Raw genomic sequence first — 17,990 nt, forward strand, 5'->3', positions numbered from 1 at the left:
GCAGGCCGATACGGTAGCCGCGGGTCAAAAAATTTGACAGCCTCTGTCGGATCGGCTGGGGCGCGCCCGTCCTTGGGGCATCGATCAACAAAGGAAGGATATCGAGATATGCCGAGCACCATCCAACTGCACCGCGTTCTGGCGACCAAGCCGGAGAAGGTCTACCGCGCATTCATCGAGGCGGATGCGTTGGCGAAGTGGCTGCCCCCGAACGGCTTCACCTGCACGGTGCACGAGTTCGAGGGCAAGGTCGGCGGAACCTACAAGATGTCTTTCCGCAACTTCACCACCGGCGACAGCCATTCCTTCGGCGGCGAATTTGTCGAGCTCGTCCCGGGCGAGCGCCTGCGCTACACCGACCGCTTCGACGATCCCAATTTGCCAGGCCAGATCGAGGTGACCGTGATCCTGAAGAAAGTGTCGGTCGGCACCGAGATCAACATCACCCAGGCCGGCATCCCGGACGCCATCCCCGCCGAGGCCTGCTATCTCGGCTGGCAGGAATCGTTGCGCAACCTGGCCAAGCTCGTCGAGCCGGAGATCAACCAGTAGGTCCGCGAAGCGCACGGCGGCCGTTGCAACGGCCGCCGCCTCACCCAAGGTAAGCAATATTTCACCAAGCGCTGATAAAAGCCGCTGCCATGGATCGCAACAAGAACAACGACCTTTTTGTCCTGATGGCGGCGCTCGCCGCCATCGCGATCTACAACATTGCCTGCGGCATCAGGACAGGCGAGGTCCGGGGCAAGTTGCATTGGGTCGCCCTGGCGGACGATCCGACACGGTTCTGGAACATCGTGATCGGCAATTCGATTGTCCTGGTGGCTTCGATAGCCTTTCTGTGGGTCCTCAATTCACGCAGGCCCGGATGATCCGAAGCGACGCCTCTTTGTCTCGCGCCGCCCCTGATCTCACAGAGCTCTTGTGATGCCGCCGTCGACCCGGATGTTCTGTCCGGTGATGTAGGCAGCCCCGTCCGAAGCCAGGAACGAGATCGTCGCGGCGATCTCTTCCGACGTGCCGTAGCGCTTCAGCGRCACGCTGTCGCGACGCTCGTTCGTGGCCGGCAGGCTGTCGATCCAGCCGGGCAGCACATTGTTCATGCGGATGTTGTCGGCCGCGTAGGTGTCGGCGAAGATCTTGGTGAAGGCGGCAAGTCCGGCGCGCGCCACGGCCGAGGTCGGGAACATCGCGCTTGGCTCGAACGCCCAGGCGGTCGAGATGTTGATGATGACGCCGCCCTTCTGTTTCTGCATCACCGGCGTCACCAGCCTGGTCGGGCGCACGGCATTGAGGAAATAGGTGTCGATGCCCTTGTGCCAGTCCTCGTCGCTGRTCTCGACGATCTGCGCGCGCGGTCCGTGGCCGGCGCTGTTGACAAGCACGTCGATGCGCCCCCAACGCTCCAGCGCGCCATCGGTGAGGCGCTTCAGGTCCTCGTTCGACTGGTTGGAGCCGGTGACGCCGAAGCCRCCAAGTTCCTTGCCCAGAGCCTCGCCCTTGCCGGAGGAGGAGAGCACGCCGACCTTGAAGCCATCCGCCGCCAGGCGCTTGGCCGCCGCGGCCCCCATGCCGCTGCCGCCCGYCGTCACCAGAGCTACTTTTTCGCCTGCCATGTCGCTGTCCATTCGTTGGAATTGTTGAAAGCGCTTTTGTTAGCATGGACCGGGCGGGGCACGAACCGGAATGGATTGCACCAAGGCGATTGGCGAAGCCGCGGAGCGCCTAATTTCCCACACAAGGGGGCGGCGGCTTCGGCGCCGGCATCAAGCTATTTCGCGCCCGGATTGCCTACCCACGCATGCCTTCTCTCCTCCCATGCAATGCGCGTCGGCGAGGGAAAGTCCGGATCGGCAAAGCATCCGACCGCCACCGCGATCGCGTCCGGCTTGCGCTCCGGCTCCCAGAAGACACTGGAGCCGCAATGCGGGCAGAAATGGAAGGTGACCGCATGGCCGCCGTCGGACAACCGCCTGTAGGTGCTGGCAGTCCCTTCGGCCCTGACCGCGGTGCGCGCAAAGAAAGCGGCAATGCCGTAAGTGCTGCCGGTCCGCCTCTGGCAGTCGAGGCAGTGGCACAGCGCCACCAGTCTCGGCTCGCCGTCACAAGAGATCTTCAGTTGCCCGCAGGCACAGGATGCGGCTCGCATGGGTTGCCTCATGTTGATATGAATGCTTCGCGCGCCTCGCCGCGCCCGGCAATCAATATTTCGAGGCGCCTTGGCGCGGCGGCTATTTCGCATTGCCTGGAGATTGGCGGTTCGCGCGCCTCGCTCAGACCTTGAATGCACTCATCGGCGCCCTTCGGTGGGGGATCATCCGAAGCGGTTGGCGGGCGTGCCGCGCACCCCGGGCTTGAGCGCGAACAGGCCGCCCTCGAAGGGGTTGGCGGCAAGATGCTCCGCGCTCATCGTGAAGCGCGCGGAGGTCACGAACAGCATGTCGAGGTCCGCRCCGCCGAAAGCGCAGCTCGTCGGCCAACTGCAAGGCAGCTCGACGATCCGGTCGAGCCTGCCGTCGGGCGCGATACGGGCGAGRCAGCTTCCGCCAACCACCCTGCAGTTCCAGACATAGCCCTCGGCGTCGAGGCATGAGCCGTCCGGCAGGCCGCGCTCGARGCCGGTGAAGAAGGGGAGCGCTTCGCCGAGCCGTCCAGCCTTCCGGTCCCAATCATAGCTGTAAAGCGCGTTCTTCATCGTGTCCGCGGTGATGAAGCGTCCGTCGGGCAGCCATACCATCGTGTTGGTGATGCCGAACCGGTCTTCGCTGAGGCGCCTCACGTCGCCGCTTGAGCCGACCCGGTAGAGCCGGCCCTCATCGCTTGTGATCGCCATCGGCGCGTCGTCCGGCCCGATATTGTTGGCCATGGTGCCGACCCAGAAAGAGCCGTCCGGCGCGACCACGCCTTCATTGAGCCGCGAGTCCGGCAGGCTGGCCTCGATCGCCGCGAATGCCCGGAACGGTCCGCCGAAATCCCAGAGCGCGATGTTCTTGCGCAACCCGACTATGGCGCCGCCATCGGCGCGCAGGCCGACCGAGGTAACGAGGTCGGCTGTCGGCCAGCTTTCATGCGCTCCTGTCGAAGGGTCCAGCCGATGGATCCGGCGGCCGATGATGTCGACCCAGACCAGCCTGCCGCGGCGGTCGTCCCACACCAGGCTCTCGCCGACCACGTCGCGCGCGTCGAAGATCAGGGTGGCATCGGTTTCGGGCATGTGGCTCCTCCGTCTCTCGGAAATGCACTTGACATATATCTTTCGTTTGAATTATGAGCAATTTAATAACAACCTGTCATACAGGTTTTTGAGGGAACGGAATGCAGGAGCAGACAGATCCACCGGGCGAACCGAATCCCGGACTGGTCAGCACGGCGATCCAGGCCATCACCCAGCACATCCGCTCGGAAGGCCTTGCGCCGGGCGATCCGCTGCCTAGCGAAGCTGCCATGACGCGCCAGCTCAACGTCTCGCGTACCGTCGTGCGCGAGGCCTTCCGCTCACTGTCGGCGATGCGCCTCATCGACATGAGCGCGGGGCGCCGCGCCACTGTCGCCAAGCTCGATACCGGCGCCATGTCGATGGTGATCGAGCACGGCATCACCACCCAGCAGATCAGCGTGCAGCAGGTCTATGACGTCAGGCGCACCATCGAGATGCGCACGGTTGCGCTTGCCGCATTGCGCCGCACCGACCAGGAGGCCGCGGCGATTGCCCAGTCGGCCCGGCAGATGCGCGAGAATTTCAGGAACCCCGAGGCGGTCATGGAGCACGACATCGCCTTCCACGAGGCGATCGCGGCGGCTTCGCACAATCCTGTTTTTTCGCTGATCGTCACCGCCTTCAGCGGGGTCACGCGGCGCACCTGGGTGATTGGCTGGCGGACCCGCTCGTCCGACGAGGCCCAACTCAAGATGATCAAGGGCCACGAGGACATCGCCGACGCCATCCTGAAGGGCGATCCACGGCTGGCGGCCGAGCACATGGCCGAGCATTTCGACAAGAGCGTCAAGGCGCTCATCGACGCGGGGATCGCCTAGCATGGGGGYAGCCCGATGAAGATCACCGCCATCGAAACCATCCGCATCGAGGAGCGGCCGAACCTGCTCTGGGTCGAAGTCCATACCGACGAGGGCATCACCGGGCTCGGCGAGACCTTCTTCCTGTCGCGCACTGTCGAGGAGTATCTGCACGAATATGTCGCGCCCAGGGTGATTGGCCGCGATCCGCTGCAGATCGACCTGCTCGCCGCCGATCTCGTCGGTTATCTCGGCTTCCGCTCCAGCGGCGCCGAAGTGCGCGGCAACTCGGCCTTCGACATCGCGCTGTGGGACATCTTCGGCAAGGCTACCGGCCAGCCGGTCGCGCAATTGCTCGGCGGCTTCAGTCGCCGTTCCATCCGCACCTACAACACCTGCGCCGRCACCGAATACATCAAGGACGACAAGGGCCAGACGACGGCCAATTACGGCATCGGCGCCGGCCGCGACTAWGACGACCTCAACAGCTTCCTCACCCGCGCCGGCGAGCTGGCCGAGGAATTGCTGGACGACGGCATCACGRCCATGAAGATCTGGCCGTTCGACCACGCGGCGGAAAAGACGCGCGGCAACGACATTTCAGCCGCCGACCTGAAGGCGGCGCTCGAACCGTTTGAAAAGATTCGCAAAGCCGTCGGCGACAAGATGGACGTCATGGTCGAGTTCCACTCCATGTGGCAGCTCTTGCCGGCCATGAAGATCGCGCGCGCTCTGCAACCTTACGCCACCTACTGGCACGAGGACCCGATCCGCATGGACAGCCTCGGCGACCTGAAGCGCTACGCAGCGGCCAGCCCGGCGCCGATCTCAGCCTCGGAGACGCTGGGCAGCCGCTGGGCTTTCCGCGACCTCTTGGAGACGGGAGCGGCCGGCATCGTCATGCTCGACATCTCCTGGTGCGGCGGCCTGTCGGAAGCGCGCAAGATCGCCTCGATGGCCGAGGCGTGGCGGCTGCCGGTGGCGCCGCATGACTGCACCGGTCCGGTCGTGCTCGCCGCCTCGACGCATCTTTCGCTCAATGCGCCCAACGCGTTGGTCCAGGAAAGCGTGCGCGCCTTCTACCGCACCTGGTACCGCGATCTGGTCACCGCGCTGCCGGAAGTGAAGGACGGCATGATCACCGTGCCGCCCGGGCCGGGGTTAGGCTTGGCGCTCAACCCGGAACTCGGCCGCGCCTACACCGTCCGCCGTCGCGTCAGCGACGGGACAGGCATCTGAAAAATCCAAAGGGAGGAACAGACATGAAGAAACTCACCGCAATGTTATTGCTCGGCGTCGCCCTGATCGGCGGCCAGTCCGTTGCCCGCGCCGACGGGCTCAACATCGTCTTCACCCATCACTCGTCGGCCTCGAACACCTTCTGGCAGGCGGTGAAGAAGGGGTTCGACGACGCGTGCGCCAAGGTCGAGGCGAACTGCAACATGGTCTTCACCCAGACCGAGGGCTCGGTCGAGCAGCAGGTCGCGAACATGCGCGCAGCCCTTGCCGCCAAGCCCGACGCGCTGTTGACCTCCATCGTCGACGATCACGCCTTGGACGACGTCATCAAGGAGGCGCGCGACGCCGGCGTGCTGGTGATCGCCGTCAATGTCGACGACACCGAGGGCGCCAAGGGCAATGCGCGGCAGGCTTTCGTCGGCCAGGGCTTCAAGCCGGCCGGCTATTCGCTCGCCAAGGCGATTTCCGAGAGCTTCCCGAAGGACGGCCCGATCAAGGTGCTGGTCGGCATTTCGGCTCCCGGCCAGAACTGGTCGGAAAGCCGCGGCGCCGGCATCATGCAGTTCCTCGAAGAGTACAAGGCCGCGCATAAGGACCGCGACGTGTCGTGGGAGCGCATCGACAGCGGCACCGATCTCGCCATCACCTCCGACCGCGTCGGCGCCTATCTGAACGCCCATCCCGAGACCACGGCCTATTTCGACACCGGCTTCTGGTGCGCCGGCGTGGCGCGCGTGCTGGCCGATCGCGGCGTGGCGCCGGGCAAGGTGCTGCTGGGTGGCTTCGACCTCGTTCCCGAGGTRCTGCAGCAGATGCAAAAGGGCTACGTCCAGGCCCTGGTCGACCAGCAGCCCTACATGCAGGGCTTCATGCCGGWGATGGAGGCCTATCTCAACAAGAAGATCGGCCTTGCCCCGTCCGACATCGACACCGGCCAGGGCATCGTGAGGCCGAAGGAAGCCGACAGTATCATGGCGCTGTCCGCGCAGGGACTGAGGTAAGCTCCTCAAATAGCGAGACCCGCATCGGCGACGCCTACCGTCGCCGATGCGCCTGAATCCCGAACCTCCGGAGCCTTGCGTTGAAGCGCCTGTTCAAGACCTATCTCGAAAAACCGGAGCTGGCCGGGTTGATCCTTCTGGTGCTGCTCATCGTCCTGTTCCAGGTGCGCTCGCATGGCGTGTTCCTGAACGCCGACAACCTGCGCGGCATTCTCGGCATCCTGCCCGAGGCTGGCCTCGTCGCCATCGGTGTCACCATCCTGATGATCAGCGGCGAGTTCGACCTCTCGGTCGGCTCGGTCTTCGCGCTGATGCCGATGTCGATGGCGGTGCTGATGGTGCATGGCTGGCCGTTCCCCCTGGCGCTGCTCGCCGGACTGCTGGTCGCGGCGGCGATCGGCTTCATCAACGGCTACGTCACCATCCGCTTCGCGATTCCGAGCTTCATCACCACGCTCGGCATGCTGTTCATGGCGCGCTCGCTCACGGTCGTGGTCTCGGGCGGCTTCCCGCCGCTGTTGCCCGCCGACCTGCCCAACTGGCTGTTCACCTCCTTCGTCGGCCCCGGCAACATGTTCCGCATGTCTTTCCTGTGGTTCGTGGCGGTCGCGGTGCTGACCTCACTGATGCTGTCGCGCACCAATTTCGGCAATTGGATCAAGGCCACCGGCGGCTTCCTGCCGGCCGCCGCCTCGATGGGCATCCCGACCGCCAGGGTCAAGATCGTCTGCTTCATGCTGTGCTCGGTCCTGTCCGGCTTTGCCGGCATGCTGCAAGTGCTGCGGCTGGGCTCGCCCCTGCCTTCGATCGGCGAAGGGCTGGAACTGCAGGCGGTTGCCGCCGCGGTCATCGGCGGCGCCTCGCTCACCGGCGGCATCGGCACGGTGATGGGCGGCATCATCGGCACGACGCTGATCCGCGTCATCGACAACGGGCTTGTGCTCAGCCATGTCGACGCCAACTGGTTCAAGTTCGCCATCGGCTTCCTCACCATCTTCGCCGTCGTCGCCAATGCCTGGATGCGCAAGCGCGCCAAGGCCATCAAGATGGAGGGCTGAAGCGGTGAGCGACGCGATCATCTCGGTGCGTGACCTGCACAAATGGTATTCCGGCGTGCATGCGCTGAAAGGCGTCTCGCTCGACTTCCGGCGCGGCGAGGCGCTCGGCCTGGTCGGCGACAACGGCGCCGGCAAGTCCACGCTGATCAACATCCTGTCGGGCGTCCACCGCGCCGACCAGGGCGAGATCCAGGTCGAGGGCAGGGCGGTCAGCATCGCCACGCCGCGCGACGCCATGGATCTCGGCATCGAGACCATCTACCAGTACAACTCCATGGTCCCCACCATGTCGATCGCCCGAAACCTGTTCATCGGCCGCGAGCCGACCCGGTTCTCGATCCTCGGCGTCGGCATCCTCGACCAGAAGAAGATGGCCGAGGAGAGCATCCGCGCCATCGCCAATGTCGACCTGCATCTGCGCTCGCCCGACGCGCTCGTCGGCGAGCTGTCCGGCGGCCAGCGCCAGGGCGTCGCCATCGCGCGCGCCATGCATTTCAAGTCCAAGGTGATGATCCTCGACGAGCCGACCAATCATCTGTCGGTCAAGGAGACCAACAAGGTGATCGGCTTCGTGCGCGGGCTCAAGGAGCAGGGGGTGACCGGCGTCTTCATCAGCCACAACATGCACCACGTCTTCGACTGCTGCGACCGCATCGTGGCGATGGCGCGCGGCGAGGTGGTGCTGGACAAGCGTGTCGCGGACACCTCGATCGACGAAGTCCATTCTGTGCTGTGAGGAATAGGCAATGAAGGTGCTCGCTGGTCGTAACGTGCTGCTGACAGGCGGCCTCGGCTCGCTCGGCCGCGCCCAGGCGGTGACGCTGGCGCGGGCCGGCGCGCGCGTAATGGTGCTCGACCGTCCTGATGCCGCGAACGCGGTGGAGATCGTCGCCGGGTTGGCCGGCCAGGCTTCGGGCGATATCGCCTTCGTCGGCTGCGATCTCAACCGGCTGGCCGAGGCCGAAGCGGCGGTTGCGGCGCTGGCGGCGAGGGAAGGCGGCATCGACATATTGATCAACAACGCGGCGCTGATCATCAATCGGCCGTTCGAGGAATTCTCGCTCGCCGAGTATGAGGACCAGATCCGCGTCAATTCCTCGGCCGCCTTCGCGCTCGCGCGGGCCTGCGCTCCAGGCATGAAGGCCAAGGGCTATGGCAAGATCGTCAACTTCTGCTCGATCACCCTGAACGGCCGCTGGGACGGCTATGTGCCCTATGTCGCGTCGAAAGGCGCCATGCTTGGCCTCACCAAGTCGCTGGCGCGCGAGCTCGGGCCGCATGGCATCAGGGTGAATGCCGTGTCGCCGGGCGCGGTGGTCTCGGAGGCGGAAGAGCGCGTCTTCGGCGATCGGTTGAAGGAGTACAATGACTGGATCCTCGCGAACCAGAGCCTGAAGAAGCGCATCGAGCCGGACAACGTCGCCGATCTCGTGCTGTTCCTGGTCTCGCCCGCCTCCGACATGATCAGCGGCCAGAACATCGCCGTCGACGGCGGCTGGTGAGGGCATGGCCGGCGCGATCGAGCTGAACGACGGGCAGTCGAGATTGGTCTTGGCGCCTGAGAAGGGCGCTGCGATCGCCCGCTATGACGCTCTGGTCGTCGGCACCGCGCCAGTTCCCGTGCTGAAGCCTGGCGATGGCACCGGCGCGTCTGGTTGCCAGCTCCTCGTGCCGTGGTCGAACCGCATCTCCGGCGGGGGCTTCACCTTCGACGGCCGCTTTCATGCCGTCGAGCCGAATGTGCCTGGCGAAGCTTTCCCGATCCATGGCGACGGTTTCCAGAAGCCGTGGCGGCTTGTCCGCCATACCGACAGGGAAGCCGAACTCGCCCTCGATGACGGCGCGATCGGCCCTTATCGCTACAGGGCCTCGGTGGCCTACGCGCTGCGGAACGGAGCGCTGGAGGCGCGCCTCACGGTGGAGAACCGCGCCGGTATGCGCCTGCCTTACGGCCTCGGTTTCCATCCCTGGTTCCCGCGCGGCGACACAACCCTGCTGAAGGCGAAGGCGAAACGAGTCTGGCTTGAGGACGAGCGCCATTTGCCTGCCGGCGTCGTGCCGGTGAGCCAGCATCCGGGCTGGGATTTCGCGCAGGCCACGCCGCTGCCGCCGGAGTGGGTGAACAACGCCTTCGACGGATGGGACCGTCGCGCCTCGATCTCGCAGATCGAGGACGGGATCAAGGTCACGCTCATCGCTTCGCCGGAACTCGACGTCTACATCCTCTATTCGCCGTCGCGCGATGCCGACTTCTTCTGCTTCGAGCCGGTCTCGCACCCGGTCGACGCGCATCATGGCGAGGGGCTGACTGTGCTCGAAGATGGGGAGGCGATGAGCGCGACCATGCGGCTGGATTGGGCGGTCGTGGAGACGGATTGAGCACCCGCCCTCTACAACTCCTTCTCCGCCAGCTCCCTGAACCCGTCCGGCACCGAGCGCGTGCCTTCCAGCGCCACCGTGCCATAGCCCACTGCCTCCTTGCCGAAGCGCTGGCGAATCTTGTCGACGGCGCGGTCGGCGCCGAAGCGGGCAAGGCCCTTGCGGCTGCCGGGCCTGAGCTTCTCGTCGGCGAGGCCGAGCGGCAGTTCGAGCTGCAGCTCGGCATGCTCCTCCAGATGCGAGACGGAGATAGCGAGCAGCGAGATATCCCGCTCGCCCGGATGGGCGGCGAGCACGCCGCGAACCAGCTCCTCGGCGATCTCGGCGAGCATGGTGGTGGCCTGGATCGGCTGCTCCAGCGTGACGGAGCGGGTGACGGCGCGCATATCGGCGAAGCGTACACGCACGGTGACCGTGCGCCCGGGCCGGTCCTTGGTGCGCAACCGGCTCGCGACGCGGTCGGCCAGATGCAGCAGCGTCGGCACGAAGACGCGCGGCAGCGCGGGCTTGCGGCCCAGCGCCGACTGCGCACCGGCGGAATGTGCGCGCCGATGCGTCTCGAGCTTGCGCGGGTCGCGGTTCCAGGCGAGCGCGGCGAGCTTCTGGCCGGCGGCGTGGCCGATCAGCCGCTCCAGCGCGCCGCTATGCGTGCGCGCCAGCTGCCCGATCGTCTCGACGCCGATCTCGGCGAGTCTCGCCTTGGTCGCCGGGCCGACACCCCACATCAGCGTTACGGGCAGGTCGTGCAGGAAAGCGAGCTCGCTACCGGGCTCGACCACCACCAGCCCGTCGGGCTTGGCCACCTGCGAGGCGATCTTGGCGAGATGCTTCGTCCGCGCCACGCCGATCGAAATCGGYAGGCCGAGCTCGGCCTTCACCCGCTCGCGGATCTTTCGCGCGATCTCCTGCGGCGACCCGAACAGATGCGTGCAGCCGGCGACGTCGGCAAAGGCCTCGTCGATCGAGATGCGTTCGACCAGAGGCGTGAAATCGTCGAGTACCTTGATCGCCGCGTCGCCGAGGCGCTGATACTCGCTGAAGCGCCCGCCCACGAAGATGAGCTGCGGGCACAGCTCGCGCGCCTTGCGGCCGGGCATGCCGCCGCGGACGCCAAACACCTTGGCCTCGTAGGAGGCGGCCAGCACAACGCCGCCGCCGACGGCGATCGGCTTGCCGCGCAATGATGGATCGAGCAGCTGTTCGACGGAAGCGTAGAAGGCGTCGAGATCGGCATGCAGGATGGTGGCGGCCGCAGCGGTGGTCGTGGTGGCGGCCATCAAACGCTCCCATGGCCATTTGTGTGGCATTGCAGCATTAGCTGCATCTTTTGTAAGGGGAATTAGCGGAACATAAAGAGAACAAAAGAAGTTCTCTGTCAAGCCGCCACGTTTGAACGTGCAAGGTTCCACAACCTGTGGCTACAGCCGCAGATAGAGCGCAGGTTGCGTCCTGAGGAAATGTTGCCGCAAGCGAAAGAGGGGCGCCTCAGGGCCACCCACTCTTCGCTTCTGTGCCGAGGTCTGGGACGACCCCAGCTTCTGCCGTCTCACCTTCGAAGGCGATCGACTGCGCTATGCCGGCTTGGCGTATTGCTCGGCACTCAGGACCTCAATGCATTGGAACGGCTGATTGCCTTCCACCCAGGCGTCGTGGCCGGGCGGGATGGTATAGGAAGAGCCGGCCTCGAAGGTCTTTTGCGTGCCGTCGGTCAGCCGCACCGTGATCGAGCCGGACACGACATAGCCGACATGCGAGACTTGGCAACTGTCGGTCTTGACCACCGGTTTCACGCATTCCGACCACTTCCAGCCCGGCTGCATGTTCATCCGCCCGAGCGTATAGCCCGGCAGCCGGACGATCTCGACACGCGTCTTGGCCGGCGCGCGGACCTCGTCGGGAYTGTTGTGTGATTTGGATTCGAGCTTCGTCACATTCACAGCAGTTTCAGCCACGGCATCCTCCCATATGTGAAGCGGCGCCTGACATTGCGATCGTCGGCGACCGCTGTCTCATACATACGCCTTATTATGAGAGTTCGCTAATGTAATTGGAGGCATTCCTCGACCGGGAGATTTTGGCGCTTCTCGTCGAAAGTTATTGCGGACCTGATCGCCGGGTGCTTTCCTGTTTTCGCACTGGCACGGCGGTGGTTGAGGGACCCATCCGTTCTCGCTCGACAGGAGAATTCGATGCGACCCTCGGCAAAGATCAAAGCGATACCGTCGCGCCTTTTCGCAATCCCTATAAGCATGACGCCMACCTGCTTCAGCGCTGGCCGAACGCCGCGCCGGCGCAACATGTCCGGGCGAGGGGACAAACTTTTGGGCGGGATAATCAACAACCACCAGGAGGAAACCGATGCTTGATCCAGCCGTGAAAGGCTATTCGCGCCCGCYGGTCATTGCCGCCCGTCGCGGCCCGCCGGCGCTTCGCCAGTGCTGCGACAGCTATGTCTGTCCGGTCTGCGCCCAGGTCGTCGAACTGACGGATTATCGCCAGGTGCTGTGGCACCAGCAGCCCGGCCATCAGCCGATGGACGTCGAGGACTGAGTATCGCGAGCTCAATCGCTCGGACATATGGAGCGGACTCGATGCTCGATGTGGGGTCCACCGCGTCAAGGAATGGCCCGCGGTTTCCAAGAACACGCGGGCCGAGAGTGGATTGGCAAAAAACAACGTTCCGCCAGGCATCCGGCTAGATGCGTATCAACTGTCTGGACCATCTTCAGACTGAAGTCTCACCCATGGAACGCAGAGGCCCGAGACATCGATTTGTAAGAAACAAGAGGACATCAATTTCATTTGGTAGCAAGCCGCCGGACAAAGTCCCTTCATCGGCGGTTGATCACGGAGTGCCTGCCATTCCTGCGATATGGCAGGCACTCCTTCCCTGTTGAAGCCCCTTGGAGTTGCTGACCATGCAACTCGGCAACATGATCGCGAACCTGTTTGCAGCGCTGTTTCTGGCGGTGTTGATTGGCGGCGTCTTCCTCCTCTTCGGCAGGCCGCTCTTGCCGCAACGCCAGGCCCAGATGGTGATCCTTCTTCCGATCGACACGATCGCGACAGGATCGGTGCGCAAGGCCTGTGTCGAGCCGTGCCTGCCGGTCCGCTTCGATCTCAAGCTCGCGCCCGTTAGGCCGCCCGATGAAGGCAGGCGGGGGAACCAGCCCGTGGCTCATGCCGTTGAATGAGCGAAGGGATGGCGCTGGCGGAGGCCGCCATGGATAATTTCGAACTCATCGATCTTCTGTGCGTCATCGACGCATGCGCGAGCGACCGTTTGGCCGGGCGTGTCGTGGCGATGTCGAAGGCGGTCGAGGAATTGCGCGTGTTGACTGGCGATTTCGTCTCGTCGGACGAGGACGCGACCAACGCCTTGACGCAGGTCGCGCTCGAGCGCGGCTGCGCGGTGCTCTTCGACGAGCAGCCGGGCGCGGATATCATGGGCTAGCGCAATCTCTTCCAGACCGGAAGATTGGTGCTCATTTCGCCAGGGTGATCATCCGGCCCGCATATGCCGCCCGGCCCCCGAGTTCGGCCGTGCATTCCGACTTTACGGCTGAGTTTCCTATCATCGCGATAGTGTCGCCGAYCAGCCGCAGGCAACTGCCCTGTGCGTTCATGTCCGAGTTTCCGGTGTAGGTGATGGCGGCATCCGGAGCGTAGATGAAGCCACTCACCACCGAGCCGGATCCGCCGTTGAGCAACAGCGGCTGAGTGTTGTCATGAGCCTGGAAGATGGTGATGCCGGCGTAAGGACCGCTCGTCGGCGGCGAGAGGTTCACCTGCTCGTTGGCGTTGATGGTGAGCTGCGAGTTTTCCATCAGGAAGATCGTCACGCCCTGGCCGCTCAGGCTGCCGTTGCCTCCCGGCTTTATGGTGACGTTGCGCATGATGTAGGTGCCCGGTTTGAGGGCGATCTTTCCAGACAAGGTCTTGTCGCAATAGGTGCCCGGCGAGAGCGTCACTGTCTTGCCATTGGGCACCGGCAGGCAGAGCGTGTAGGCAGGCGGAACGACGTCGGCCAGCGGATCGAACGAAGCATACTGGTTCTCGTGCGGCGCGCCGCAGGAAAGCGTGGCATTGGGCGGCGTCAGCCCTTGCGTGCCGCCCACCGTCGAGACGCAGCCGGCGCTGACGATCGCCGAGCCTCCGCGGCTGATGGCGTCGGGCGCGTCCGAATTGGCTGCGATCACGCAGCCGTTCATCGCCACATCGGTCGAGCCTTGCAGGCTGACCGCGCTGTCGGCGTGCTGATCGAGCGCGAGCACGCAGGCTTGCGCGCCGGGTTTGAGCTTGACCGAGGCGTTGCGCGTCGCCTGCCAGGCCGGCATGCCGCTGATGAAGGCCGGCCGGCTGACGCTCGACGACAGCGAAATGAAGTAGGCGCCCGGACCGCCGCTTGCGCTGGCCTGGAAGGCGGCGAGGCTGCCGCCCGATAGCTCCTGCGCGTCGGCTGCGCTCATATTGGCTGCGAAGAAGGTCTGGCCGAGTTGCTGCACCTCGCTCGCCGACATGCTCGCCTGGTATTTCGTGCCGATCGCCAGACCGGCCGCGTCCAGTGAGTTCTGCAACTGCGCGGCGTCGTCGCTCGTGCCTATCAGATCGACGGATGCCGCCACGCCAAGCATGAGCGGCACCATGACGACCGCGGCCGCGATCGCGAAGTTGCCGCGCCTCGATGCCAAAAACCGTCCCAACATGGAGCCCAATCCTCGCCGATATGCGGTATGTGATATGCGCGCCGTCTCAACGAGCGATTTGCAAAAAAGTTAAAATGCAGAAAGCGCTAAAACATTAGCTTTTACAGACGCTTATGTCTTAAGTCCGATATATTGTGGGCCTTAGGTCTTAGTCCGCGCGGCGCAAGGTCGGGACAGTGGAGCGCTGGGGTCCCACCGGCGCAAATCGAGCGAAATAATTAGGCATTCGTTCACATCGCAATGATGTCGTGACGGCTGGGATAGCTTGGGCGCGCTCGACCATGGCCTTTTTGGGTGGTTCTTTCAGACATCTTTTTTCTCAAATTTTTTTTCGACGCCTTTGCGAGAGCAGGGGCGGCAATGTCGCCACCATTTTCGCGCTCACCCTGCCGGTCGTCGTCGGCGGCGCGGGGCTCGGCGTCGAGACCTCCTACTGGTACTATTCGAGCCTGAAGCTTCAGGCGATCGCCGACGCGGCCGCCTATGYTGGGGCGTTGGAAAAGATCCAGGGATCCAACACCGCGGCTATTACGGTGGCCGCCACGTCATCGGCCACCTCGAATGGCCTGGGTTCGGGTACGATCGTCGTCAACACCCCGCCGACGTCGGGACCGAATACGGCCAAGAAGGCGGTGGAGGTCATCCTCAACCAGAATCTCGACCGGATGTTCACCTCCATTTTCACGCAGACGAAGGTGCCGGAACGGGCGAGGGCGGTGGCGTTGGTCACCAATGCTTCGAAGGCCTGCGTGCTGGCGCTCAATCCTTCGGCCTCGCAGGCGGCGCTTTTCTCCGGCAGCACCAATGTCAAGCTCAAAGGCTGCTCGGTCATGTCGGATTCGACTGCCAGCGACGCCATCAAGGTGCAGGGATCGGCCAGCCTCACCACCGACTGCCTGATTACGGTCGGCGGCGTTTCACTAAACAATCCGGTGACTACGACCTGCAATGCTCCGATCACCCAAGYCTTGCCCGTATCCGACCCCTTTGCCAGCCTGCCGGTGCCTGYGGCCACCAACCCCTGCAGGAATGTCAACGGCAACAAGACGGCCCAAACGATCCAGCCCGGGACCTACTGCAGCGGCATGAACCTCAACGGCAACGTCACACTTGATCCTGGCGTTTACGTCCTGCAGGGCAATCTGAAGATCAACGCGGGAGCGATCATTACGTGCACCGCACCTTGCACCGACGGCGTAACCATCTACATGGCCGGCAGCTCGACGGTGAGCATGAACGGCAACGCCACTGTGACGCTGAGCGCGCCGACCTCCGGCACGTATTCCGGCGTGTTGTTTTATGGCGACAGGACCGGGGCCGCGGCGCAGAGCACCTTCAACGGCACTGCGACCTCCTTGCTTACCGGCGCGATCTATTTCCCCAGGCAGCAGGTCAATTACCTCGGCAATTTCTCGGGCCTTGACGGCTGCACGCAGGTCGTTGCCGACACCATCCAGTGGTCGGGCAATGCGACCATCAATCAGGACTGCTCGAAACACGGGGGCGCGGATATCCCGGCCGCGCCGTCGGTTGCGATCGTCGAGTGAAACCTGTGGCCAGGCAATTTCTTACGGCCGTTCGCGACAAGACGGGCATAGCCGCGGTGGAGTTGGCGCTGGTCCTGCCGGTTCTATGCGCAGCGTTGCTCGGCATCATGGACGGCTGGTCCTACGTCTCCAACTCGCTGGCGATGCGCTCCGGCGTGAAGACAGCGGCAAACTTGCTGTTGGCCGGTGGGGCTAACGACAGCGCCACCCAGGCCGCCGCGCTCGCAAGCTGGCAAAACAAGCCAGCCGATGCGGCGGTCACGGTGAGCCGCACATACAAATGCGGAACGACTGTGGTCGCATCGTCGTCGACCATGTGTGCGGGATCCAAGTGGCCCTCGATCTACGTTCAGATCCAGGCGTCGGGCACCTGGATCCCGCCCTTTACCTTCGGCCCCTTCCCGRACAACACCGCGATGAGACATCAGCAGGTGGTCCGTGTGCGCTGAACGAAGACTCCGGCTTTCGGCATTTGCGGCCAATGAAGCGGGCGGCGCCGGTCTCGAATTCGCGCTGGTCGCGCCTTTTCTCATCATGCTCCTGTTCGGCATCTTCGCCTTCGGCTGGTCGATGAACAGCATATCCAGCGTGCGCTACGCGCTCGAAGCTTCCGCGCGCTCCCTGCAGCTCAACAACACGCTGACCCAGACCGATATCCAGGCGATCGCGACGCAGAAGCTGCAAGCGCTCGGGCTGCGGAATGTGAGTGTCACCATCACCACCGACCCCGCGAGCGGCGGCTTCCGCATGGCGCATGTCAACGCCAGCTACGCCTTCGTCATCAGCTTCCCCTATTTCAGCGATTTTCCGATCCGCTACACGACCTCGGWGACCGTGCCGTTGGTCGGCGGTTAGGGCGACCCCAGTAAAGCGGTCCCGCCCGGCGACTTTGCTACAGACTTCCATCCGCAATTGCAGGGCACGTACAACCAACCGGGAACTCGGCACGCGGCATCCATGCGCTATTTTAGCAATCTCTAAAGTCGCAAGCCTGGCGCCAGCCCGGAATGCTAGAGGTTTGCTGTTATCCATCTCAGGAGCGCAGCCATGACCTCTGTTGTAGGAAGCCAGCACGCGACCAGCTTAGTGCATCGTCCGAGCAAGACCCATACGTCGTCGGAAACCTTCCCCGGYAACAGCGCCGAAAGCGTCGGCCATCTCRCAAAGGCTTCGGTTTCCGAGACGGATGCCAGCGATCCGAACGCGCAAGGAAAGGCGGCGTCCCGGATCGCTCGGATGGATCTGACGGTGCTGTCCCCGACCGATTCAGGTGATCAGGAGCCGGACGCCGCGTCCGACGCCGCGACGGACGGYGAGGGCACGAAGCTTAACTCTTCGGTTTAACGGAGCGAAACAACCTAGCTGGTGCGGCTCGRCATTCCGCAGGATCGCCGAACCGCAAGACTTTGTTTTCGCGCAATTCCGGGCGCAAACAACGCTGCCCACTTGCTTTAGCTATGCCAACCTAGGCTAGCAGCCTTCCGTGGTCGTCTTCATCTGGCCGGGAGCGTTCGATTTGGCGCTTGTGTCCTGCTGGCCAGGCGCGGCCTGCTTCGCGCTGCCGGTCTGCTGCCCAGGCGCGCAATCCTTGGCCGAATTCGGGTTGGTCGAATTCGTCGTGGTCTGGTCCGTGCCCTGGCTGTTCGGCATCGTGGTCGTGGTGGACGATGACGACGAGGTGCCCGATGACGTACCCGACTGTGCCGTGGCCAGGCCACAGGACAAAGCAACAAAGGCGGCGGTGAGAAGAATTCGGCTCATGATGACTATCCTTTTACGCAATGTCCCTTCGCTTGTTTAACCCTGACCTTCGGGCAGAGTTCCGACGGATGCATTTGTTCCCGATCGCGGGGATTTCTCGGTTGGAAATACCTCTTCGGACCATGGTCCGGCGGGACAAGGGCCCTCATTGTTCCAAACGGCCCAAGGACGATCGGCCCTTTTATTTTCTTTAAGTTTCAATAAGTTAAGGGTAATTTTCCCGAAAATTGCCGGGCGGCTGCCGCCATGCTCTCATTTCGCGACCGCAATTGCTTAAAGTTTATC

At 63.8% G+C, this 17,990-nt stretch carries 23 protein-coding genes; 16 read left to right on the forward strand and 7 right to left on the reverse strand.

Annotated elements, in window-relative coordinates; all coding sequences use genetic code 11:
* Positions 1-108: 108 nt before the first annotated feature.
* Together LCM4576_RS05050 and LCM4576_RS05055 are read left to right on the forward strand one after the other, a co-directional pair.
* Positions 109-552 (forward strand): SRPBCC family protein, encoded by a 444-nt coding sequence (locus LCM4576_RS05050; protein ID WP_041010693.1) that lies wholly within the window; start codon positions 109-111, stop codon positions 550-552.
* Between the two features lie 89 nt (positions 553-641).
* Positions 642-872: a hypothetical protein gene (locus LCM4576_RS05055; RefSeq protein ID WP_040980475.1), complete on the forward strand. Its 231-nt coding sequence runs from the start codon at positions 642-644 to the stop codon at positions 870-872.
* A 39-nt stretch (positions 873-911) separates the two neighbouring features.
* Here the strand turns inward: LCM4576_RS05055 and LCM4576_RS05060 are convergent, their stop codons facing one another.
* The 3 genes from LCM4576_RS05060 to LCM4576_RS05065 form a co-directional block, all read right to left on the reverse strand.
* Positions 912-1,616: an SDR family oxidoreductase gene (locus LCM4576_RS05060; protein ID WP_071030984.1), complete on the reverse strand. Its 705-nt coding sequence runs from the start codon at positions 1,614-1,616 to the stop codon at positions 912-914.
* 155 nt (positions 1,617-1,771) lie between these two features.
* The gene (locus LCM4576_RS34460; protein WP_071070883.1) at positions 1,772-2,149 is read right to left on the reverse strand and encodes a GFA family protein; all 378 of its coding nucleotides are present in this window, start codon (positions 2,147-2,149) and stop codon (positions 1,772-1,774) included.
* Between the two features lie 165 nt (positions 2,150-2,314).
* Positions 2,315-3,214, reverse strand: a complete 900-nt coding sequence (locus tag LCM4576_RS05065) for an SMP-30/gluconolactonase/LRE family protein (RefSeq protein WP_071030837.1) — start codon at positions 3,212-3,214, stop codon at positions 2,315-2,317.
* Positions 3,215-3,315: 101 nt separating this feature from the next.
* Between LCM4576_RS05065 and LCM4576_RS05070 the strand changes: the two genes are divergently transcribed.
* The 7 genes from LCM4576_RS05070 to LCM4576_RS05100 all read left to right on the forward strand — a co-directional run bounded on the left by LCM4576_RS05070 (position 3,316) and on the right by LCM4576_RS05100 (position 9,691).
* Positions 3,316-4,035 (forward strand): FadR/GntR family transcriptional regulator, encoded by a 720-nt coding sequence (locus LCM4576_RS05070; protein ID WP_052457644.1) that lies wholly within the window; start codon positions 3,316-3,318, stop codon positions 4,033-4,035.
* A gap of 15 nt (positions 4,036-4,050) precedes the next feature.
* Positions 4,051-5,253 (forward strand): mandelate racemase/muconate lactonizing enzyme family protein, encoded by a 1,203-nt coding sequence (locus tag LCM4576_RS05075; protein ID WP_071030838.1) that lies wholly within the window; start codon positions 4,051-4,053, stop codon positions 5,251-5,253.
* 23 nt (positions 5,254-5,276) lie between these two features.
* The gene (locus LCM4576_RS05080; RefSeq protein WP_071030839.1) at positions 5,277-6,254 is read left to right on the forward strand and encodes a sugar ABC transporter substrate-binding protein; all 978 of its coding nucleotides are present in this window, start codon (positions 5,277-5,279) and stop codon (positions 6,252-6,254) included.
* A gap of 80 nt (positions 6,255-6,334) precedes the next feature.
* Positions 6,335-7,312, forward strand: a complete 978-nt coding sequence (locus tag LCM4576_RS05085; protein WP_040980483.1) for an ABC transporter permease — start codon at positions 6,335-6,337, stop codon at positions 7,310-7,312.
* 4 nt (positions 7,313-7,316) lie between these two features.
* Positions 7,317-8,048, forward strand: coding sequence for an ATP-binding cassette domain-containing protein (locus LCM4576_RS05090; protein WP_071030840.1), 732 nt, complete (start codon positions 7,317-7,319; stop codon positions 8,046-8,048).
* Between the two features lie 10 nt (positions 8,049-8,058).
* Positions 8,059-8,814, forward strand: coding sequence for an SDR family oxidoreductase (locus LCM4576_RS05095; RefSeq protein WP_071030841.1), 756 nt, complete (start codon positions 8,059-8,061; stop codon positions 8,812-8,814).
* Positions 8,815-8,818: 4 nt separating this feature from the next.
* Positions 8,819-9,691, forward strand: coding sequence for an aldose 1-epimerase (locus LCM4576_RS05100; protein WP_071030842.1), 873 nt, complete (start codon positions 8,819-8,821; stop codon positions 9,689-9,691).
* Positions 9,692-9,702: 11 nt separating this feature from the next.
* On the opposite strand, the gene dinB is transcribed toward LCM4576_RS05100, so the two are convergent.
* Both dinB and LCM4576_RS05110 read right to left on the reverse strand, forming a co-directional pair.
* Positions 9,703-10,968 (reverse strand): DNA polymerase IV, encoded by a 1,266-nt coding sequence (gene dinB, locus LCM4576_RS05105; protein WP_071030843.1) that lies wholly within the window; start codon positions 10,966-10,968, stop codon positions 9,703-9,705.
* A 294-nt stretch (positions 10,969-11,262) separates the two neighbouring features.
* On the reverse strand, positions 11,263-11,643 hold the full coding sequence (locus LCM4576_RS05110; protein WP_071030844.1) for a cupin domain-containing protein: 381 nt from the start codon (positions 11,641-11,643) through the stop codon (positions 11,263-11,265).
* A gap of 406 nt (positions 11,644-12,049) precedes the next feature.
* Here LCM4576_RS05110 and LCM4576_RS05120 point away from each other — a divergent pair, with 406 nt between their 5' ends.
* The 3 genes from LCM4576_RS05120 to LCM4576_RS05130 all read left to right on the forward strand — a co-directional run bounded on the left by LCM4576_RS05120 (position 12,050) and on the right by LCM4576_RS05130 (position 13,145).
* Complete coding sequence (locus LCM4576_RS05120) at positions 12,050-12,241, forward strand: hypothetical protein (RefSeq protein ID WP_071030846.1); 192 nt, start codon at positions 12,050-12,052, stop codon at positions 12,239-12,241.
* A 368-nt stretch (positions 12,242-12,609) separates the two neighbouring features.
* Complete coding sequence (locus LCM4576_RS05125) at positions 12,610-12,885, forward strand: hypothetical protein (RefSeq protein ID WP_064745069.1); 276 nt, start codon at positions 12,610-12,612, stop codon at positions 12,883-12,885.
* 29 nt (positions 12,886-12,914) lie between these two features.
* Positions 12,915-13,145: a hypothetical protein gene (locus tag LCM4576_RS05130; RefSeq protein WP_040980982.1), complete on the forward strand. Its 231-nt coding sequence runs from the start codon at positions 12,915-12,917 to the stop codon at positions 13,143-13,145.
* A gap of 31 nt (positions 13,146-13,176) precedes the next feature.
* Here LCM4576_RS05130 and LCM4576_RS05135 read toward each other — a convergent pair whose 3' ends face one another.
* Positions 13,177-14,397, reverse strand: a complete 1,221-nt coding sequence (locus LCM4576_RS05135; protein WP_071030847.1) for a TadE/TadG family type IV pilus assembly protein — start codon at positions 14,395-14,397, stop codon at positions 13,177-13,179.
* Between the two features lie 281 nt (positions 14,398-14,678).
* Here LCM4576_RS05135 and LCM4576_RS05140 point away from each other — a divergent pair, with 281 nt between their 5' ends.
* The 4 genes from LCM4576_RS05140 to LCM4576_RS05155 all read left to right on the forward strand — a co-directional run bounded on the left by LCM4576_RS05140 (position 14,679) and on the right by LCM4576_RS05155 (position 17,288).
* Entirely contained in the window at positions 14,679-15,944 is a 1,266-nt protein-coding gene (locus LCM4576_RS05140; protein ID WP_071030848.1) for a pilus assembly protein TadG-related protein, read from the forward strand.
* The gene (locus LCM4576_RS05145; protein WP_071030849.1) at positions 15,941-16,393 is read left to right on the forward strand and encodes a TadE/TadG family type IV pilus assembly protein; all 453 of its coding nucleotides are present in this window, start codon (positions 15,941-15,943) and stop codon (positions 16,391-16,393) included. Before LCM4576_RS05140 ends, LCM4576_RS05145 begins: the two co-directional genes overlap by 4 nt.
* Positions 16,383-16,799: a TadE/TadG family type IV pilus assembly protein gene (locus LCM4576_RS05150; RefSeq protein ID WP_071030850.1), complete on the forward strand. Its 417-nt coding sequence runs from the start codon at positions 16,383-16,385 to the stop codon at positions 16,797-16,799. Before LCM4576_RS05145 ends, LCM4576_RS05150 begins: the two co-directional genes overlap by 11 nt.
* Positions 16,800-16,991: 192 nt before the next feature.
* Positions 16,992-17,288, forward strand: a complete 297-nt coding sequence (locus LCM4576_RS05155; RefSeq protein WP_071030851.1) for a hypothetical protein — start codon at positions 16,992-16,994, stop codon at positions 17,286-17,288.
* Between the two features lie 126 nt (positions 17,289-17,414).
* Here LCM4576_RS05155 and LCM4576_RS36240 read toward each other — a convergent pair whose 3' ends face one another.
* The gene (locus LCM4576_RS36240) at positions 17,415-17,705 is read right to left on the reverse strand and encodes a hypothetical protein (RefSeq protein WP_131803216.1); all 291 of its coding nucleotides are present in this window, start codon (positions 17,703-17,705) and stop codon (positions 17,415-17,417) included.
* Between the last annotated feature and the right edge of the window lie 285 nt (positions 17,706-17,990).

Source organism: Mesorhizobium sp. LCM 4576 (assembly GCF_001854815.1).
Taxonomy (GTDB): domain Bacteria; phylum Pseudomonadota; class Alphaproteobacteria; order Rhizobiales; family Rhizobiaceae; genus Mesorhizobium; species Mesorhizobium plurifarium.

Bases quoted from the DNA above. Each gene is read 5' to 3' on its own strand.
- LCM4576_RS05050 (WP_041010693.1), top strand. From the start codon at position 109: ATGCCGAGCACCATCCAACTGCACCGCGTTCTGGCGACCAAGCCGGAG.
- LCM4576_RS05055 (WP_040980475.1), top strand. From the start codon at position 642: ATGGATCGCAACAAGAACAACGACCTTTTTGTCCTGATGGCGGCGCTC.
- LCM4576_RS34460 (WP_071070883.1), bottom strand. From the start codon at position 2,149: ATGCGAGCCGCATCCTGTGCCTGCGGGCAACTGAAGATCTCTTGTGAC.
- LCM4576_RS05070 (WP_052457644.1), top strand. From the start codon at position 3,316: ATGCAGGAGCAGACAGATCCACCGGGCGAACCGAATCCCGGACTGGTC.
- LCM4576_RS05095 (WP_071030841.1), top strand. From the start codon at position 8,059: ATGAAGGTGCTCGCTGGTCGTAACGTGCTGCTGACAGGCGGCCTCGGC.
- LCM4576_RS05100 (WP_071030842.1), top strand. From the start codon at position 8,819: ATGGCCGGCGCGATCGAGCTGAACGACGGGCAGTCGAGATTGGTCTTG.
- LCM4576_RS05125 (WP_064745069.1), top strand. From the start codon at position 12,610: ATGCAACTCGGCAACATGATCGCGAACCTGTTTGCAGCGCTGTTTCTG.
- LCM4576_RS05130 (WP_040980982.1), top strand. From the start codon at position 12,915: ATGGATAATTTCGAACTCATCGATCTTCTGTGCGTCATCGACGCATGC.
- LCM4576_RS36240 (WP_131803216.1), bottom strand. From the start codon at position 17,705: ATGAGCCGAATTCTTCTCACCGCCGCCTTTGTTGCTTTGTCCTGTGGC.